This is a genomic window from Thermophilibacter sp. ZX-H3, assembly GCF_052599055.1.
The window spans coordinates 42629-59987 of record NZ_JBQXES010000019.1 but is presented as its reverse complement, the minus strand read 5'-3'; the positions used below and the strand labels follow the sequence as shown (position 1 = coordinate 59987).

17 protein-coding genes and 1 pseudogene are annotated in these 17359 nt (G+C 69.0%); 8 read left to right on the top strand and 10 right to left on the bottom strand.

Annotation, left to right across the window (positions count from 1 at the left end):
• Positions 1-68 precede the first annotated feature (68 nt).
• Positions 69-965: a site-specific tyrosine recombinase gene (locus tag ACULPM_RS08885; RefSeq protein WP_445331691.1), complete on the bottom strand. Its 897-nt coding sequence runs from the start codon at positions 963-965 to the stop codon at positions 69-71.
• A gap of 20 nt (positions 966-985) precedes the next feature.
• Positions 986-2635, bottom strand: a complete 1650-nt coding sequence (locus ACULPM_RS08880; protein ID WP_445331692.1) for a CTP synthase — start codon at positions 2633-2635, stop codon at positions 986-988.
• Between the two features lie 200 nt (positions 2636-2835).
• On the opposite strand from ACULPM_RS08880, the gene ACULPM_RS08875 reads away from it, so the two are divergent.
• Positions 2836-3138, top strand: coding sequence for a hypothetical protein (locus tag ACULPM_RS08875; protein ID WP_445331693.1), 303 nt, complete (start codon positions 2836-2838; stop codon positions 3136-3138).
• Positions 3131-3628, top strand: a complete 498-nt coding sequence (locus tag ACULPM_RS08870) for a type II toxin-antitoxin system VapC family toxin (protein ID WP_445331694.1) — start codon at positions 3131-3133, stop codon at positions 3626-3628. The genes ACULPM_RS08875 and ACULPM_RS08870 overlap by 8 nt, the downstream gene beginning before the upstream one ends.
• On the opposite strand, the gene ACULPM_RS08865 is transcribed toward ACULPM_RS08870, so the two are convergent.
• The 7 genes from ACULPM_RS08865 to ACULPM_RS08835 all read right to left on the bottom strand — a co-directional run bounded on the left by ACULPM_RS08865 (position 3625) and on the right by ACULPM_RS08835 (position 9259).
• A complete protein-coding gene (locus ACULPM_RS08865; RefSeq protein ID WP_445331695.1) occupies positions 3625-4539 on the bottom strand; it encodes a TIGR02452 family protein in 915 nt (304 codons plus the stop codon). The genes ACULPM_RS08870 and ACULPM_RS08865 overlap by 4 nt on opposite strands.
• A gap of 143 nt (positions 4540-4682) precedes the next feature.
• Positions 4683-6317 (bottom strand): DNA repair protein RecN, encoded by a 1635-nt coding sequence (gene recN / locus ACULPM_RS08860; RefSeq protein ID WP_445331696.1) that lies wholly within the window; start codon positions 6315-6317, stop codon positions 4683-4685.
• Positions 6318-6369: 52 nt separating this feature from the next.
• Positions 6370-7227, bottom strand: a complete 858-nt coding sequence (locus ACULPM_RS08855) for an NAD(+)/NADH kinase (RefSeq protein WP_445331697.1) — start codon at positions 7225-7227, stop codon at positions 6370-6372.
• A gap of 72 nt (positions 7228-7299) precedes the next feature.
• A complete protein-coding gene (locus ACULPM_RS08850; RefSeq protein WP_445331698.1) occupies positions 7300-8031 on the bottom strand; it encodes a TlyA family RNA methyltransferase in 732 nt (243 codons plus the stop codon).
• 1 nt (position 8032) lies between these two features.
• Entirely contained in the window at positions 8033-8335 is a 303-nt protein-coding gene (locus ACULPM_RS08845) for an exodeoxyribonuclease VII small subunit (RefSeq protein ID WP_445331699.1), read from the bottom strand.
• A complete protein-coding gene (gene nusB / locus ACULPM_RS08840; protein WP_445331700.1) occupies positions 8335-8895 on the bottom strand; it encodes a transcription antitermination factor NusB in 561 nt (186 codons plus the stop codon). Before nusB ends, ACULPM_RS08845 begins: the two co-directional genes overlap by 1 nt.
• 1 nt (position 8896) lies before the next feature.
• Complete coding sequence (locus tag ACULPM_RS08835; protein ID WP_445331701.1) at positions 8897-9259, bottom strand: Asp23/Gls24 family envelope stress response protein; 363 nt, start codon at positions 9257-9259, stop codon at positions 8897-8899.
• A gap of 418 nt (positions 9260-9677) precedes the next feature.
• Here ACULPM_RS08835 and ACULPM_RS08830 point away from each other — a divergent pair, with 418 nt between their 5' ends.
• Positions 9678-10142: a hypothetical protein gene (locus ACULPM_RS08830; protein WP_445331702.1), complete on the top strand. Its 465-nt coding sequence runs from the start codon at positions 9678-9680 to the stop codon at positions 10140-10142.
• 103 nt (positions 10143-10245) lie between these two features.
• A complete protein-coding gene (locus ACULPM_RS08825; protein WP_075279910.1) occupies positions 10246-10572 on the top strand; it encodes an HIRAN domain-containing protein in 327 nt (108 codons plus the stop codon).
• A 50-nt stretch (positions 10573-10622) separates the two neighbouring features.
• On the opposite strand, the pseudogene ACULPM_RS08820 reads toward ACULPM_RS08825, so the two are convergent.
• A pseudogene (locus tag ACULPM_RS08820) lies at positions 10623-10928 on the bottom strand (peptide chain release factor-like protein); the annotation flags it as partial.
• A 168-nt stretch (positions 10929-11096) separates the two neighbouring features.
• Between ACULPM_RS08820 and ACULPM_RS08815 the strand changes: the two are divergent.
• The 4 genes from ACULPM_RS08815 (at position 11097) to ACULPM_RS08800 (ending at position 17234) form a co-directional block, all read left to right on the top strand.
• A complete protein-coding gene (locus ACULPM_RS08815; protein WP_445331703.1) occupies positions 11097-13211 on the top strand; it encodes an LTA synthase family protein in 2115 nt (704 codons plus the stop codon).
• Positions 13212-13835: 624 nt separating this feature from the next.
• The gene (locus ACULPM_RS08810; RefSeq protein WP_445331704.1) at positions 13836-15056 is read left to right on the top strand and encodes a tyrosine-type recombinase/integrase; all 1221 of its coding nucleotides are present in this window, start codon (positions 13836-13838) and stop codon (positions 15054-15056) included.
• 70 nt (positions 15057-15126) lie between these two features.
• Positions 15127-16224 (top strand): hypothetical protein, encoded by a 1098-nt coding sequence (locus ACULPM_RS08805; protein ID WP_445331705.1) that lies wholly within the window; start codon positions 15127-15129, stop codon positions 16222-16224.
• Positions 16224-17234 (top strand): helix-turn-helix domain-containing protein, encoded by a 1011-nt coding sequence (locus ACULPM_RS08800; RefSeq protein WP_445331706.1) that lies wholly within the window; start codon positions 16224-16226, stop codon positions 17232-17234. The genes ACULPM_RS08805 and ACULPM_RS08800 overlap by 1 nt, the downstream gene beginning before the upstream one ends.
• Positions 17235-17359: the final 125 nt, after the last annotated feature.

Sequence of the window (17359 nt, the reverse complement as noted above, 5' to 3'; positions counted from 1 at the left end):
GCGGTCCTTCTCGCCCCGCGACTTTTGCGCAGCAATGAGCGGGCGAGAAGGACCGCGGCCCCGGCGGCCTACTCCCTCGCGCGGGGGTGCGCGGCGAGGTACACGCGCCTGATGTGGGAGCGGTCGACGTGGGTGTAGAGCTGCGTCGTGGCGATGTTGGCGTGCCCGAGCAGCTCCTGCACGGCGCGCAGGTCGGCCCCGCCCTCGAGCAGGTGCGTGGCGTAGCTGTGTCGCAAGGTGTGGGGGTGGAGCCCCTCGATGCCCGCCACGCGCCCGTAGCGCTCCACGATCGCGTGGACCGACTGCCTCGAGAGGCGCCCGCCCCGCACGTTGAGGAAGACCGCCTGCGTGGGGCGGCGCCCCACGAGCCCGCCGCGCCCCCGCTCGAGATAGGCCGAGAGCGCCGCGGCGGCCGTCCCCATGACGGGCACCACGCGCTCCTTCTCCCCCTTGCCGTGGACGCGGAGCAGCGCCTCGTCCAGGACGACGGAGCGCAGGTCGAGCCCGCAGAGCTCGCTCGCGCGCAGGCCGCAGCCGTAGAGGATCTCGAGGATGGCGTGGTCGCGCAGGCCGGAGGGCGTCTGGGGGAAGGGCTGGTCGAGCAGGCGGGCGGCGGCCTCGACCGAGATCACGTCCGGCAGGCGCGCCGGCTTCGCGGGCAGCGGAAGGTCCGCCGTGGGGAAGGCGGAGCAGAGCTCGTCGGCGACCATGAAGCGGTGGAGCCCCTTGATCGCGGAGACGGCGCGCTCCACCGAGGAGGGGGCGAGGCCCACGTCCACGAGCGCCCCCACGTGCTCCTCGATGAGCTGGCGCGTCACGTCCTCGGGGTCGGTGACGCCGCGCTCGGCGAGCCAGGCCACGTAGCGGGCGAGGTCGCGGCCGTAGGACGCGATGGTGTTCTCCGAGCTGCCCCGCTCGACGGCGAGGTATCCCAGGTACTCCTCGAGGGCATGCGCGAGGTCCACGGCTCCTCCGTCCTTCTCGTCTAGGCGAGCGGCGCCACGTCCCGCCGGCCGCACCCCTCGTGGTGCGCGATCGCGGCGCGCACGAACTCCCTGAAGAGCGGGGCGGGGCGGTCCGGGCGGCTCTTGAACTCGGGGTGCGCCTGGCTCGCCACGAACCACGGGTGCACGTCCTCGGGAAGCTCCACCATCTCCACGAGCCGGCCGTCCGGCGAGAGGCCCGAGACCACGAGCCCCGCCTCGACGAGCTGGTCGCGATAGGCGTTGCTCACCTCGAAGCGGTGGCGGTGGCGCTCGTAGACGAGCGGCTCCCCGTACGCCTCCTCCGCAAGCGTACCAGAGAGCACCTTGCACGGGTAGGCGCCGAGTCGCATGGTGGCGCCCTTGTCGGTGATCTGCGCCTGGTCGGGCATGAGGTCGATCACGGGGTGCGGCGTCTGCGGGTCGAACTCGGCCGAGCTCGCGCCCGTAAGGCCGCAGACGTCCCGCGCGAACTCGCAGACGGCGACCTGCAGGCCGAGGCAGACGCCGAGGTAGGGCACGAGCCCCTCGCGGGCACGCCGGACGGCGCAGATCTTGCCCTCGATGCCGCGCAGGCCAAAGCCGCCGGGCACGAGGATGCCGTCGGCGTCGCCGAGCACCTCGTCGACGTTCTGGGCGTCGAGCGCCTCGCCGTCCACGAGGCGGATGTCCACGTGGCGGCCGAAGAGCACGCCGGAGTGGTGCAGCGCCTCGATCACGGAGAGGTAGGCGTCCGGGAGCTGCGTGTACTTGCCCACCACGCAGACGCGCGTGACGTCCTCGCGGGCGTTGGCCGCGTGCATGGCGCCCGTGAAGGCGTACCAGCCCTCCATGTGGCTCTCGCGGGGGTCGAGCCCCAGCCTCTCGCAGACCTTGAGGTCGAAGCCCTGCTCCGCGAGGTGCGCCGGCACGTCGTAGATCGAGGGGCAGTCGGAGTTCTCGAAGACGTGGTCGGCGGGGACGTCGCAGAAGCTCGCGATCTTTGCGCGGATGGAGGCGTCCACCTCGTGGTCGGAGCGGCAGACGATGAAGTCGGGCTGCAGGCCGAAGGAGCGCAGCTCCCGCACGCTGTGCTGCGTGGGCTTGGTCTTGACCTCGTGGGCGGCGGCGATGTAGGGCACGAGACTCACGTGGATGAGGATGCAGTCGTCGCGGCCCTTCTCGTTTCTGAACTGGCGGATGGCCTCCACGAAGGCCTGGCTCTCGATGTCGCCGATGGTGCCGCCGAGCTCGGTGATGACCACGTCGGCGCCCGTCTGATCCTCCACGCGCAGGAAGCGCTCCTTGATGGCGTCCGTCACGTGCGGGATGACCTGCACGGTGCCGCCGAGGAAGTCGCCGGCGCGCTCGCGGCTGATGAGGTCCTGGTAGATGGCGCCCGTGGTGAAGTTGGAGTTGCGCGTGAGGTTCTCGTCGATGAAGCGCTCGTAGTGGCCGAGGTCGAGGTCGGACTCGTAGCCGTCCTCGGTGACGAAGACCTCGCCGTGCTGAAAGGGGCTCATCGTCCCCGGGTCGACGTTGAGGTAGGGGTCCGCCTTCTGCATCATCACGCGGTAGCCGCGAGACTTGAGCAGGCGGCCGAGCGAGGCCGCCGTGATGCCCTTGCCCAGGGACGAGACCACGCCGCCGGTCACGAATATGTGCTTTGCCATGAGGACCTCCCGTAGAGAACCGTTTCGTTTCCACGGGACTCCATGGTAGCGCGATGCCGCGGCGACGCCACGACCGCTCGCCGAAGTCGACGCATGCGCGAAACAAAGGGACACGGGGAAGAAACGTGGGGGGTGTGACTCGATGGCGGCGGCGTGATGGTAACACGCGTGTTATACTCTTGAGGACGGAGGGAGGAGAGATGGCCGAGATGCTGACCAGGAGCGTCAGGGTAAGCGAGCCTGCGCTGAGGCTTGCCGAGAGGGTGATCGCCGAGAGGGGCACCACGTTCTCCCGGCTCGTCAGGGACGTCGTGGACTTCGTGGCCCGGACGGGCACGCTGCCCACGCTTGACGCCGCGCCGACGCTCTCCCCCGACGAGCGGATGCTCGAGTTCGAGGCGTGGGCCGACGAGCTCACCCTCTCGCGGCGGGCGGAGGGCGCCTATGCGAGCGCGAGCGCCCGGGACCTCCTCGAGGGCGCGCTGGAGGAGCACTATGCCTAGCAAGGGAGGGAGCATGACCGTGCACGTCGGCGCCCAGGCTTCCGAGGGGGATGCCCTCCTTGAGCCACGGCGCGTCCTTCTCGACATGAACATACTGCTCGACTATCTCGACGCGCGCCGCTCTGAGCACGACACCGCGCGCGGACTCGTGCGCGCCATTCTGTCGCGCGGCGGCGCTCCCGTTGCGCCGGCGTCGTCATACAAGGACGTCTACTACATCCTCCGCCGGTCGCTGGGAGGCGAGAAGGACGCGCGGGCCCTCGTCAGGGGCCTTGTGGAATGCGTGCCCATCTCCCCCATCGAGCTGCGCGGGGCGGACCTCGCCCCGGCGGTCGCAAGCGACGAGCCGGACTTCGAGGACGGCCTCGTGAGGCAGCTCGCCGAGCGCGAGCGCCTCGCCGCGATCGTCACGAGGGACGCGTCGGTCTTTCGCTCGTCGCTCGTCCCCGTCTTCACCCCGCAGGAGATGCTGGGGCTGCTGTCCGGCTAGAGGTAGCGCCTCCAGTCGTCCTCGCCCTCGTCCTCGACGGGCTCCGCGGCGCGAGCGCGCGCCGCCTCGGCGGCCCGCTCGGCGCGGGTGCGGTACGGCTCGGGGTTGGCCTCGGGGAAGGTGGCCAGCGCGTGCTGGAAGACCTCGAGGTTCTCGTCGGCGCGGCCGCGCGGGATCGCGAAGGTCACCTCGGAGGCGACGTGCGCCCCGCCGGCGAGCTCGGCGCGGAAGGCCTCCGCCACCGTCGCGGCGTCCCAGCCGAAGACCCCGCAGCCGAAGGCGCCCAGGACGAGCTTGTCGTGCCCGAGGTCGTCCGCGATGGCCATCACCAGGCGGACGCGGTCGCGCAGGGCGGAGAGAAGGGGCCCCTCCCCCACGTGGTACTCCTCGCGGGCGCGCCGGGCGTTGGGGGCCGCCGCCACGATGACGTCCGCGTACGAGTGGAAGCCGTCGCGCTCGAAGCGCACGCGCGGCACCACGAGCGCGCGGTTGCGATAGAGCTCGCAGTTGATCTTGCGGCGGCGGTTCTCGGCGTACCAGGCGCGCTTCTCGGTGAGCACGTTGTAGAGGAAGCTCTCGGCGCAGAGGGACTCCTCCTGTGCCATGGTCCCCCGGTCGTAGCCGCCGCCGGGATAGGTGAACGAGGCGAAGTCCAGGACGGCAAGGTCGCAGGCGGACGCCAGGCCGCGCCCGCGCGCGAGGACGGCGGCGACGGAGTCCTCCTCCACCACGGTGACGACGGGCACCCGCCCCTCGACGGACGCCCTCGGGGCGCCGTCGTAGGCGCGCGTGTCGGCGACGGCGCGCTCGATCTCCGACGCAAAGCGCCGGGCCATCTCGCTCGTGTGACGCCTCGCCTCCGCGGCGCGTCCGCCCCCGCGGGCGTCGCGCCGGGCGTTCCTCTCGGCCATGGGTGCTCCTTTCGTCGCTTCGGGCCATTCTCGCACAACGCGCGACGCGCGGCCCGGCTGTGCGCCCCCCGAGGCCCAAGCGGGCACAAAGACGAAACATAGCGCGCCCTTGGGCGCAAGGCGAGAGGCGCCGGCGATGGCGACTACGAGGCGCGACGCGCCAGCATCTCCCGCGCGAGGTCGCGGCTGGCCTCGCCCGTGTCCCCGGAGAGCATGCGGGCCACCTCGGCCACGCGGTCCTCGCCGGAGATCTCGACGAGCGAGGTCTCGGGCACGCCCGACTCGCCCTCGGACTTCCGCACGAGGTAGTGCCGCTCGGCCGCGACGGCGACCTGGGCGAGGTGGGTGACCACGATGACCTGGTGGGTGGCCGCGAGGCGGGCGAGCACGCTCGCGAGCGCCACGGCCGTGGCGCCGCCCACGCCGGCGTCCACCTCGTCGAAGACGAGCGTCTCGCAGTCGTCGGCCTCGCCGAGGACCACCTTGCAGGCGAGCATCACGCGGCTGACCTCGCCGCCCGAGGCGATCTTGCGCAGCGGCCGCGCCGTGAGGCCCGCGCCCGGCCGGTAGAGGAACTCCACGCGGGAGGCCCCGGCGTGCGTCCACTCGGCGCGCGGCAGGCGCTCCTGGGACACCACGAGCTCGGCTGACCCCATCTCGAGAAACGCCATCTGCTCGGAGACGGCCCGCGCCAGGCGCGGGGCGGCCTCGGCGCGCACGGCGTCGAGGGCGTCGGCGGCCTTGGCGAGCGCGGCCTCCCTGCGGCGGAGCTCCTCGGCGGCGCGGCGCTCGAGCTCGCCGCCGTCGCTCGCCGCCTCGACGACCTCGCGCGCCTCGTCGCGGCGGCGCAGCACGTCGGCCATGCTCGGGCCGTACGCGCGGCGAAGCCCCTCGAGGCGGGCGAGCCGCTCCTGCAGCCGCTCCAGCTCCTCGGGGTCGAAGTCCACCCCGTCGGCGTAGTCGCGCAGCTCGGAGGCGACGTCCTCGATGTCGATGAGGGAGCTCTCGAGGGCCTTCGCCCACGAGCCGAGCGCCGGGTCGAAGCGCGCGGCGTCCACAAGCGCGCTCACGGCGTCCCCGAGCGCGTCGCAGGCCCCACCGTCGCCGGAGAGGAGCTCGCGCGCCCCGGAGGCGGCCGACATGAGGGCCTCGCCGTGCTCCGCGCGCGGAAGCTGGGCCTCGAGCTCCTCGAGCTCGCCCTCCCGCGGGTCCACCTCGTCGATGCGGCGCAGCACGAAGGCCGCCTCGTCAAGCCGCTCGCCCGTGGCGCGGCCCATCTCGCGGACGCGCTCGAGCTCGGAGGCGGCGGCCTCGGCGGCGGCGAGCGCATCGCGATAGGCACCGAGGGCGTCGGCCGCCGGGCCGCCCGCCCACGAGTCGAGCATGTCGACGTGCGTCTGCACGGAGAGCAGGCGCTGGTGCTCGTGCTGGCCGCAGAGGTCAACCGTCGCGCCCACGCGCTGGGCGAGCTCGCGCACGCTCGCCATGTGCCCGTCCACGTCCACGCGGCCGCGGCCGTCCGCGCCCACGCGCCGGCGCACCACGGTGCCGTCCTCGTCGTCTCCCGGGAGGAAGAGCCTGCCCTCGACCTCGAGCGCGGGCGCGCCCTCGCGGACCATGCCCGCGTCCGCGCGCTCGCCCACGAGGAGCTTGATCGACGAGAGCAGCGCGGTCTTGCCCGCGCCCGTCTCGCCGGTGAGGACCGTGAGCCCGGCCGCCGGCTCTATGGAGGCGTCGCGGATGAGCGCGACGTTGCGAACGTGGAGCTCGTCGATCATCTTGCCGCCTGCCCGCCCTTCTCGCCGCGCGCCGGGCCGCCCCAGCGGGGCCTCACTTCCCCACCTGCCCGTAGAACACACGCGAGACCGAGTCGTAGAAGCTCTGCGTGCTGCGGTCGAGCAGGATGACGTCGCCCCGGCCGCGCCGCACCGTGGCGCGCACGCCGCGGCTGTGCTTCTCGCGCGCGATGGGCTGGCCGTCGACGAAGAAGTGGCGCATGGACGGCCGCTCGGGGCTCATCTCTATCTCGACCACGTCCGAGGGCGACGTGAGGAAGGCCCGCGCCATGATGGTGTGCGGCGCGATAGGCACGCACACCATGCCGGTGAACTCGGGCGTCACGATGGGCCCGCCGGAGGCGAGCGCGTAGCCGGTGGAGCCCGTGGCCGTGGAGACCACGAAGCCGTCCCCGCGCAGCCGGTCGATGTGCTTTCCGGAGACGGAGACGTCGAACTCGATCATGTTGCCGGCGCCGCCGCGCGCGACGGCGAGGTCGTTCAGGGCAAAGCCGTGGCGCACGTAGGTGCTCCCGTCCGCGCGCTCGAACTCGCACTCGACGTCGAGCGTCGCCCGGCGCGAGACGTGGAGCTCGCCCGCGAGCGCGTCCTCGACCGTCGCCACGAGGTCCTCCGGGCCCGCGGCCGTGAGGAAGCCGAGGTGGCCGTAGGAGATGCCCACGATGGGGATGCCCTCGTACCCGACGATCCGCGCGGCGCGCAGGAGGGTGCCGTCGCCGCCGAGGGAGACCACGAGGTCGCAGCCCTCGGCCGAGTCGTCGACCCCCGGGAAGAGCTTCTTGTCGTGCGCCCAGAGCACGTCCACGCCCTGGTCGAGCAGCCACCCCTCGAGCGAGCGGGCGCCCTCGAGGGCGTCCGCGCGAGAGAAGTTGGGAACGATGAGGACCTTCACGCGCCTGTCTCCTCCTTCTTGGTCGACGACTCAGAGTGTAGCATCACCCGGAGCCCGCCCGGCGGCGCGCCCCTAGGCGAGCGAGCCGCAGAGGAGGTACTCCACGTTGCCCTTGTGGCCAGTGATGGGGCTCTCGCACGAGCCGCGCACCGCGAGGCCCGCCTCCTCGAACGCCGCGCGCACCCGCTCGAGCGCCGCGAGCCGGACGGCCTCGTCGCGCACGACGCCGCCCTCACCCACGTCGTCGCGCGGGGCCTCGAACTGGGGCTTCACCAGCGTGAGGAAGGTCGCGCCCGGGCGCAGGAGCTCGAGCACGGCCGGCAGCACGGCGAGGACCGAGGTGAACGAGACGTCGCAGACGGCAAGGTCGACCGCCGCCGCGCCCACGATGGCGGGCACGTCCACGATGTTGGTCCGCTCGAGCAGGCGGACCCGGGGGTCCTGGCGGAGGTCCCACGAGAACTGCGCGTACCCCACGTCGACGGCGATGACCGACGCGGCGCCGCGCTTGAGCAGGCAGTCCGTGAAGCCGCCCGTCGAGCATCCCACGTCCAGGCAGGCGAGGCCCGCGGGGTCGACGCGGAAGGCCTCGAGGCCGCGCTCGAGCTTGAGGCCGCCGCGGCTCACGTAGCGCGACCTGCCGCGCACGTGCAGGGGGATGCCGGGGCGCACGCGCTCGCCGGCCGACGTCATGCGCCGGTCGCTCGTGGAGACCTCGCCCGCCATCACGGCGCGCAGGGCCTCGTCGGTCGTTGAGAAGAACCCCTGCTCGACGAGCTCCTCGTCGAGGCGACGGCGCGGCACGCTACTCCCCGTCGGGGGCGGTGGCCTCGGGGTCGCCGTCCTTCTCGGCCTCGCCCGTCTCGGCGCCATCGGCGCCGCCCTGCGCGGAGCGGTGCTCCTCGACGAGGCGCGCCTCCTCCTCGGGGGAGAAGTCGGTGGCGTCGACGAGGCTCACGGCCTTGGAGCCGAGCGCGATGGCCTCGTCGAAGAGGTCGAGCGAGTGCTCGAGGGAGACGTCCTTGTCGCGCACCTGCGCGACGATGTCGTCCAGGCGCTCGGTGATGTCGCCGAACGTCTGGTAGCGGGAGACGTCCACGCGGGCCATTACGCGTCCCCCGCGGGGGCGTCAGCCTCGTCCGAGGGTTCGGGGGCGGCGGCTGCGGGCTCGTCCTCGGCGGCTGCGGCCTGCGCGGCGCGGGCCTCCTCCTCGCGGCGCTCCATCTCGGCGCGGGCTGCCGCGACGACGTCCACGCCGGCCTCGAGGTCGTCGGCCACGCGGCCGAGGAGGCCGTTCACGAAGCGCGAGGACTCGTCGGTCCCGTACGCCTTGGCGAGCTCGACGCACTCGTCGATCGTGATGGCCACGTCGACCTCGTCGACGTAGAGCATCTCGTAGATCGCGAGGCGCAGGAGGTTCCTGTCCACGCCGTTCATGCGGCTGATCGACCAGCTCGCGGAGCGGGTCGAGATGACGGCGTCGATCTCGGGGCGCGCCTCGTCGGCGCCGAGGGCGAGCCGACGGGCGTAGTCGTCGAGCGGGCCCTCGGAGAGGGCGTAGTCGCCGTCGAGGACCGAGAGGACCGCGCGAGAGTTGGCCTCCGCCTGGAACAGCAGCTGGAGGGCCTGGCTGCGGGCGAGGGTGCGCCCGCCGAAGTGAGTGCTCAAGTTACTCCTTGGGGAAGACGAGGCTGTCAATGCACACGTCGACGGCGGAGACGCCGACGCCGATCTGCTCGGTCACCGCGTCGGCGACCGCCTGGCGGACGTCGGCGGCGAGCTTGGTGAAGGGGTAGCCGTAGAACACGGCGAGGTGCACGGTGAGGTGCAGCTCGTCGCCCTCGACCGTCGACTCGACGGCCTTCTCGGGAGCCACGCTCCGGCTGGTGAAGACGGAGATGAGGCTCGAGGCGATGTCGTTGCCCCCCACGGAGGCGACGCCCTCGACGCGGCGGGCGGCGATGGAGACGATGGTGGAGACGACATCCTTGGAGATGCCGATGCCAGAGACGTGAAGCTCGCTTTCGGCCATTGATGACCCCCTTGTCGAACGGTTGCGTCCCAAACAGTATACCCTCTGGCCGCGACGGAGCGGGCCGCGACCGGCCCGCTGCGCGAAAGCGTGACACTCGGTCGCCCGGGCGCTGCGGGCGACGCCCCCGGCGCTGCGGAATCGGGGCCTGTGGCAGCCGCGGCCCGGCCCGCGTTGCGCCGATTGGGGTTGTGGCAGCCCGCACTTCTCGCCACCTGCGGCTCTTCTCGGCACCGTTGCGCAATCCGGGGTCATGGCAGGGCCGATCCTGCCATGACCCCATTTCCGGCAACGGCCGGGCGGCGCGCCCTGCCACGAGGCCCGATTTCGCAACGTCCGCCGGAGCCCGGCGCGTCGCCGCCCCCGGAAGTGAGATACTCTGGGGCGCGGGCGAGAAGGACGGGAGGTCGTGGGTCCCATGGAGCAGTCAAGGTCGTTCTGGGCGGCGTTCGCCCTCCTCTGCGGCGCGTGCGCGCTCGGCGCGGCAAACCCGTGCGTCGGCGTCTTTGCCCTCGTCTACCTGGCCATCGCGCTCGTCGCCTGCGCGGCCTACCTCGTCATGCGGGCAGACGTCCGCAGGGTCTCGGACGCCTCCCACGAGGCGTCGCGCGACGAGGCGGGCCGGAGGGCCGACGCCATGAGCCGCGCCGCCCTCGGGTTCTGCTCGGTCTTCGCGGTCTTTGCCGCCGTCGGCACCTGCGTGCTCACGATGCTCGGGCTGGACCCCGAGCGCGGCGGGCGGGCGCTCCTCCCCGTGCAGCTCGCCCCCTTCGACGCGGCCCTCGACCTCTGGGCGCTCTCCGCCGTCATGGCCGTCGCGGCCGCCGTGCTGCTCGTGTCGGCCGGCGCGGACGTCCGCCGCTGGCTCCGGCGCGCCCGATAGCCGCGACCGCCCCGGTCCCATTATTGTCCGGTCCCTCCCCTACTCTGGTCCCAGCAGCCGGCGGGGGCGCCGCCGGCAGGAGAAGAGAGGCTGGGAGGCCACCATGTACGAGCCGTCACGTCATGTCTCAACGTTCTACGTCGCAGGGTTCCAGTATTGGGACGGGGCAAGCGTCATAGGCGAGCTCTCCTCCGGGATGGGGCTCGACCTCGCGCCGGAGCGCGACAACCCGCACGACCCCGAGGCCGTGGCCATCAGCTGGAGGGGCACCAAGCTGGGCTACGTCCCCGCCGACGAGAGCGGCCTCGTCTCCACGCTCGCCTATTACGGCCACGCGGACGTGCTCGAGTGCCGCGTCCTCAAGGCCGACCCCACGCGCAGCCCCTGGCACCAGCTCATGGTGGGCATCTACGTGCGCGACGCGAGATAGGGGCGGGGCTCCGGCACCCGGCGCAAGCGGGGGGGGCGAGACGCGGCCGGCTACTCCCCCTCCACGCGGCGGCGCAGCTGCTTCACCTGCCCGCGGGCGCGCTTTGCCTCCAGGCGGCGCCGCTTCTGCGCGGCGGAGACGCGCGTCTTCTTGCGCGGGCGCGGCGGGCGGGAGCGCCGGCGGCAGACCTCGATGATCTTCTCGACGCAGCGGCGGCGGTTCTGAAGCTGGCTGCGCTCCTCGCGGGACACCACGACGATCCCGGTGGGCCGGTGGCGCATCCGCACGGCGGAGTCGGCGGTGTTGACGCCCTGCCCGCCCGGGCCCGAGGCATGGAAGACCTGGACCTCGCAGTCGCGCGCGATCTCGTCGGCCGTCTGCCGCGCGAAGGCGGCGTAGTCGCGGTATGTGAGCCCGTTCGTCTCCATGGGAGCATGGTAGCAGAGCCCGGGGGCATCACAGGACGCACAGGCGCATGCCGTATCATGATGGCCGTGTAAGCGTCGCGTCATGAAAGGGTCAGGATGTCCCTCGCTCTCATCCCGCTCGTCGCCCTCTGCGCCCTCACGGCCGGGTCGGTGCTCTTCGTCCGTCGCTCCCTCGCGAGAGGCGGCCTCCCCCGCCCGAGCGCCTTCTGCTGGCTCGCCGTGCCCGCGCTCACCCTCATCGCCGCGATCGTCTGGTGCGGGAGCGGCCTCTACCTGGGCGGCGCGCCGGAGCTTCTCGCCCTCTGCGCGGCGGCGCTCGTCGCCGGGGCGACCGCGCTCCTGCGAGACCCGCTCCTCGCCGCGCTCGACGTGCGCGCCGCCGCGGCCGGCCTCCCCCGCCGGGCGCCGCGCGCCCTTCTCGCCGTCCTGGCGATAGCGGCCGGCGTGGCGCTCGGGTTTCTTGCCATGGAGCTCCCGTACGCCGAGGGCGGGATCGCCGTGGAGCCGAGGTTCGCGCTCATCGAGGCGCTGCTCGTCCTGGGCGCGCTCACGTTCCTGTACTTCCTCTTCCAGAGGCGGGGGTCGGGCATCGCGCTCGGCGTGGGAACGTGCGCGTTCATCGGCCTCACGCAGTTCTTCGTCGCGGGCTTCAAGGCCTCGGCGATCCTCCCCAACGACCTCTTCGTGCTGGGGACCGCCGCCGCCGTGAGCGGCAACTACGTCTATGCTGTCGACGGCAGGGTCCTTCTCGGCCTCTCGTGCCTGCTCGTCTCGCTCGCGCTCTGCGCGCTCGTGCTCCCCGTCCCGGCCGAGGGGCGCGCCGGGCGCGCCCGCTCAGCCGCCGCCAACCTCGCCGCGGCGTGCCTCGCCTTCGTCGCGCTCTGGGCGGGCGCCACGGTCCCGAGCTACTTCGACGACCTTGGCGTGGGCATGGAGTACTGGTACACGCTCACCTACTACCGCAGGCAGGGCTTCCTCACGTCCTTCGTCGCCGTGGCCCAGGACCTGCCCGTCGAGGAGCCCGAGGGATACTCCGCCTCGGCCGCCGAGGCCCTCGAGGCGTCCTACGCCGCGGAGTACGACGAGACGCGGGGCACCGAGGGCGGGCGCTCGGCCGCCGCGGCGCAGTTCGACGAGAGCCGCCCGACCGTCATCTGCATCATGAACGAGACCTTCGCCGACCTCTCGTGCCTGGACGGGGCCAGCTGGGGCTACGAGGGGCTCGACTACCTGGGCCAGCTTCCGGGACGCGTCCTCTCGGGAGACCTCTCCGTCTCCGTCCTGGGCGGCGGGACCTGCAACTCAGAGTTCGAGTTCCTCACGGGCATCCCGCTCGCCTACGTGGGAGACGGCAAGTACCCGTACTCGCTCTACGACCTCTCCGAGGCGCCGAGCCTCGCCAGGCAGTTCTCCGGGCTCGGCTACCGCACCACGGCGATGCACCCCAACTACGCCACCAACTGGAACCGCGACCGCGTCTACGAGGCCCTCGGCTTCGACGAGTTCCTGACCATCGACGACTTCCCCGGCGCGGAGTGGTACCACAGTGGCGTGTCCGACGCCGAGACCTACGACCGCATCCTGCGCCTGCTCGACGAGGACGCGGGCCCGCAGTTCATCTTCGACGTGACCATGCAGAACCACTCGAGCTACGACCAGAACAACATCGGAGACGTGGAGCAGTACCACGTCGACGGCGTGAGCGACTACGACAACGGGCGCCTCTCCGAGTACCTGGGCTGCATCGCCGAGTCCGAGCGGGCGCTCGAGGGGCTTCTCTCCGCGCTGGAGGAGCTCGACCGCCCCGTGGTCGTGCTGTTCTTCGGCGACCACCAGCCGGCGCTCTCCTCCATCGTGAACGACGCGGCGTACCCTAACGAGTCCGACGAGCTGGCCCACAACCTCAGGGTCCACGAGACGACGTACTTCGTCTGGGCCAACTACGACATCGCCGGAGCGGGAGGGCTTGACGAGGAGGCGACGAGCGTCTGCTACCTGGGGGCCCTTCTCGCCGAGAAGATCGGCGCGCCCCTCACGGACTATCAGAAGGCCCAGCTCGTCTCCTGGGAGGAGATGCCCGCCCTGAGCCTGCTCGGCGCGTGCGACGCGAGCGGCACGTGGACCCCGCTCGACGAGACCGACGCGCTCCCGAGCGTCTACGACGACCTCGCGAAGATGAGCTACCTGGAGTTCGCCAGCAAGCTGGAGTAGCGCGTGCGCGCGGCCATGCCGCCGCCGGCCGGCGTTGCGGAATCTGGGGTCGTGGCAATCCGGACCCCCGCGGCGCTGCGGAATCTGGGGTCGTGGCAGAATTCGCCCTGCCACGACCCCAGATTCCGCAACAGGGCGAGAAGAACGCCCAGTTGAGGCCAAGCCACGACTGCCACAACCCCCAACGGGACAACGCCACGGGACCGGGAATTGCCACGACCCCCGATTCGACAACGCGCAGCCATGCCGCCTGCCTGTCGCCCCCCGCAGAAGCATCCGACCGCTCCCCCGGCGCGTCTGTTGTCCAGCAAGCCCCCGATCCCTGAGTCCCTGCCGCGGCGAGCGCTCGGGGCAGACATGAAAACAGCTCAGAGCCGACATGCTCTGAGCTGCGAGAATTTGGTGGGCGTTACAAGATTTGAACTTGTGACCTCTTCCGTGTCAGTTATCTAACTTGCAAGACAGGCAGAATCAACAAGGACATAATAGCACATACTAGCCATGTTTACCTGCACATTTAGGACAATCTAGAATCCAATAAGCCACGGTGGTAGAATGGGGACAACAACTTTTGGTGTCCGTTTGGTGTCCTGATTTGGTGTCCCAGAGTGGAGGTATCGAATCATGAAGTTCACGCATTACACGAGTGCAAGCATCCGCAAACGCAAGGGCAAGGGCTGGCAGGGCATCCTCAAGTACAAGGACGAGGACAACAAGTGGAAGTCCAAGTACAAGACCTTCCCCGACGCCGAGCTCAAGCGCGAGGCCACTGCCGCCCTGGCCGAATGGCGGGAGCAGGAAGAGCGTGCCTGGCACGAGACGCGCGGCGACGTGAGGGTCCTCGCGTCGACCGTCGCCGAGTACGTCGAGCATCACATCGAGACGCTTGAGAAGACGGAGTCGGCCGCGAAGTCGACCACCACCGGCTACAGGTTCATGCTCGCCCACATAAAGTCAGACCCCATCGGCAACGTCTCCATCGACGAGCTGACGGCTGAGGACGCCGAACGATGGATCGGCAACATGCTCTCGAGCGGCAAATCCGCAGCAACGGTGCGCAAGGCATTCAACGTGCTTCACGTTGCCGTTCGCCATGCGGTCGAGGTTCATCGCCTTCCCTACGATCCCCTCTCGGCGGTCAAGCGTCCGAAGCTCCCCAAGAAGGAACCGAACTCGCTGGACACCATGCAGCGGGCTCGTTTGGTGTCCTATCTCGATGCGACGGGGTGCTCACCCGTGAACGTCGCCATTTCGCTCGCCCTCTATACTGGCATGCGCGAGGGCGAGGTGTGCGGGCTCCGCTGGGCCGACGTCAACTTCAAGACGAAGACCCTGCACATCCGGCGCACCATCGCGCGGGACGGCTCCCGTACATATGTAAAGGAACCCAAGACGGCACGCTCGATGCGCAACATCCCCATCGACCAATCGCTCTCGGATCTGCTCACCACCCGTAAGGAAACCGTGAACGCCGAGTGCACGGTGGCGGGCATCAAGTTCTCCGAGGACATGTACGTGGTCGGCGGCATCGGTGACGGCGTCGCCTACGCCTACATGGACCCGCACTTCCTCTGGCAGTCCTGGAAGGCCATCGCCAAGTCCCTCGACCTAAAGGGCACGCAGGGCAAGGTGCCCACCTTCCACGACCTTCGCCACACGTACGCGACCGCCGCAATCGCCAACGGCGCAGACGTGAAGAGTGTGCAGGGCCTTCTTGGCCACGCTTCCGCCAAGACCACGCTCGACATCTACGCTGGAAACGATGACGAGGCTATGCGCAAGGCGGCGGAGAGCACGGCTGCGGCCATGCGCGAAGTACCGGAGGGTGCAAAGACGTTCAAATAGCCGGTTTCAACATACTGCTGGCCGCCTTTGTCATCGAAGGGCGGCCAGCTTGGCGGAAAGCGAGGATGGTATGAACAGCAAGCAGACCGATATATGTACCGATGAGGTCATCGAGGAGAACCTGACCGAGGAAGAAGAGAACGAGCGCGTTGAAGCCGCCATGAGAAAGGTAGCACGCAGACGGGGTGCTGCAAAACCAGTCGGCGCATTTGCGCGCAGCGATTGGTTCTGGACTTGGAGCAAGGGCGTGGATCTTCTCGATGCCGTCTACATCGAGTCCCCTGAAGACCCAGAGGGCGAAGATACCGAGCCCAAACCTTATGACGCCCTCGGCATCGCGAGGGCGAGACTCAACAGCGAGGTAAACGAAATCTGCGATGCGGCGGCTTGGAACATAAATGAGTACCGCAAAATCTTCCACGTAACACTGGCAGAGCTGGCCTTGGCCATAGACGTAAGCGAATCGACGCTGAGAAAGAAGATGAAGGACGGCACTCTTACGCTCAAGGAGTTTCTGACCCTCTGCGCTGTATGTCTTACCGACCCTTGCGTTATCCTCGGTTACGTCGACAGCGAGGACATCAAATTCGTTCAAGCACTTCACTACCTGGACAAAGCGAGCGACCATCGCGCAGTTGGCGAGCTGGTTGAGGTGCTTGCCAACAAGCAGAACGGTCGAAACATGATACGCCGGTCGGTGTCGCCCATTGTCGAGCAGGACCTTGGCTGGGATGACGATGAGACGATCGAGGATGGAGACGTTATATCGGACAACGCTTCCAATCTTAACTGGAGCAGGGTGCTTCGGGAGATGCTTCCCTCCTGGCCGCTTTGGTGGAGGACCGATTTCGACTATACCGAGTTCAACTTGCTCGTAGACGCGTATCTGCAGATTGCAAATCACGGTCAGCCCTGGGTGGCGGGATATGAGGCCAAGGCTGAAGCTGCCGCAAAAGTAGTCAAGGCGCTCAAAGCTCGGCCCGAGATCAGGAGTAAATTCGACCAGTGCAAACGCATTAAGGAAACGATCACCGAGCTTGAGTTCGATGGCAACGAGCAGCAGGCAAATAGCCTGAAGGGATTGGCGCACGAGCTCGGTGCAGAGTTCGCCCGAATGCTTTACAACGCAGCAAATGACATTGACGACGCTGAGGAGGATGAGGGCTGATGGCGAAAGGACGCACGCGCGGCCCCAACAGGCCGTCTGGCAAGTTTGTACGGCATGACTGGATGTGGCTGTGGATGGCCGGGTCCAAGTTGAAAGACGAGATTCTTTTCAAAAGCACCCACGGTGCACCCGGCGCTACGCCGAATGCAAAGGTTCAGTTCTTCAGCCACGACAACGCCATCAAGACAACGGTCGAAAACGTGGAGCGTGCCGCCGGAACGACCGACGCGCCAGCATACGACGAGCCGTACGACTTCGATGCCGAGATAGAAGCAGCCCGCGCCAACCTCGACGAAGAAGTGAAGGACGCCTGTTCCGTCGCCGCCGAGAACCTTGAGGAGTACAGGCGCTTGCGCCAGATAACGGCGGCACAGGCCGGAGAAGCCATAGGTGTGAACGAGTCGACCTTCCGCTCCAAGATGCGGGCGGTCGAGAACATGAAGCTGGGAGAATTCCTCGCCTTGTGCGCGACCTTGGAGGTCGATCCCGGCGTGGCCCTCGGCTTCATCGACGGCGAGGATGCCTCTGCTGTAAGAGGCATGCACCGGCTGGGAGACGTCGAGGACCATAGGTACATTGGAGAGATGGCAGAGTTCCTCACTGGGAAGTCTGGCACATATATTCCAAGACATGCCGTCATCCCCCATGCGCTCGCAGACGCAGAGCACACAATCAGTGGTGACAAGACGGACGAGGACGATCGGTGGCCGAGATGGTACGAGACCGACGAATCCTACAGCGACTACGGTCCCTATTTCCATGGTGAGTGGCGCGACGACGAGGACGAATACGGCCCGAAGGTCTCGGACATCACCGGTTACTTCATGGAAGCCGACGGAAGCATCTATGACCCCGAGCAGGAAGAGGCCGACGCAAGAGCTGCCGACGAGCTCATGGAATACTTAACTGAACAAGGATTTGCGGTTCAGCGTGTTGGGTCCAACAAGATATCAATGGGTCTCCGAAACGAAGAAGATGGAGATAATGTGGAGACCGAATCCGAGGAGTGATGGAGCAAACCGTCTACCAGCGAACGGTTTGCTTTTAGGCTGACTCGACACCTTCCCGAAAGCAAACCGCTCGCCAGATAACGCTTTGCCCGCCGATGTAAGCGCCGCCCCAAGGCATTCCGCCG

Excerpts from the sequence above, each read along its gene's own strand:
- ACULPM_RS08880 (WP_445331692.1), bottom strand. The coding sequence starts at position 2,635 with ATGGCAAAGCACATATTCGTGACCGGCGGCGTGGTCTCGTCCCTGGGC.
- ACULPM_RS08875 (WP_445331693.1), top strand. The coding sequence starts at position 2,836 with ATGGCCGAGATGCTGACCAGGAGCGTCAGGGTAAGCGAGCCTGCGCTG.
- ACULPM_RS08870 (WP_445331694.1), top strand. The coding sequence starts at position 3,131 with ATGCCTAGCAAGGGAGGGAGCATGACCGTGCACGTCGGCGCCCAGGCT.
- ACULPM_RS08865 (WP_445331695.1), bottom strand. The coding sequence starts at position 4,539 with ATGGCCGAGAGGAACGCCCGGCGCGACGCCCGCGGGGGCGGACGCGCC.
- recN (WP_445331696.1), bottom strand. The coding sequence starts at position 6,317 with ATGATCGACGAGCTCCACGTTCGCAACGTCGCGCTCATCCGCGACGCC.
- ACULPM_RS08845 (WP_445331699.1), bottom strand. The coding sequence starts at position 8,335 with ATGGCCCGCGTGGACGTCTCCCGCTACCAGACGTTCGGCGACATCACC.
- ACULPM_RS08835 (WP_445331701.1), bottom strand. The coding sequence starts at position 9,259 with ATGGCCGAAAGCGAGCTTCACGTCTCTGGCATCGGCATCTCCAAGGAT.
- ACULPM_RS08830 (WP_445331702.1), top strand. The coding sequence starts at position 9,678 with ATGGAGCAGTCAAGGTCGTTCTGGGCGGCGTTCGCCCTCCTCTGCGGC.
- ACULPM_RS08825 (WP_075279910.1), top strand. The coding sequence starts at position 10,246 with ATGTACGAGCCGTCACGTCATGTCTCAACGTTCTACGTCGCAGGGTTC.
- ACULPM_RS08815 (WP_445331703.1), top strand. The coding sequence starts at position 11,097 with ATGTCCCTCGCTCTCATCCCGCTCGTCGCCCTCTGCGCCCTCACGGCC.
- ACULPM_RS08810 (WP_445331704.1), top strand. The coding sequence starts at position 13,836 with ATGAAGTTCACGCATTACACGAGTGCAAGCATCCGCAAACGCAAGGGC.
- ACULPM_RS08805 (WP_445331705.1), top strand. The coding sequence starts at position 15,127 with ATGAACAGCAAGCAGACCGATATATGTACCGATGAGGTCATCGAGGAG.
- ACULPM_RS08800 (WP_445331706.1), top strand. The coding sequence starts at position 16,224 with ATGGCGAAAGGACGCACGCGCGGCCCCAACAGGCCGTCTGGCAAGTTT.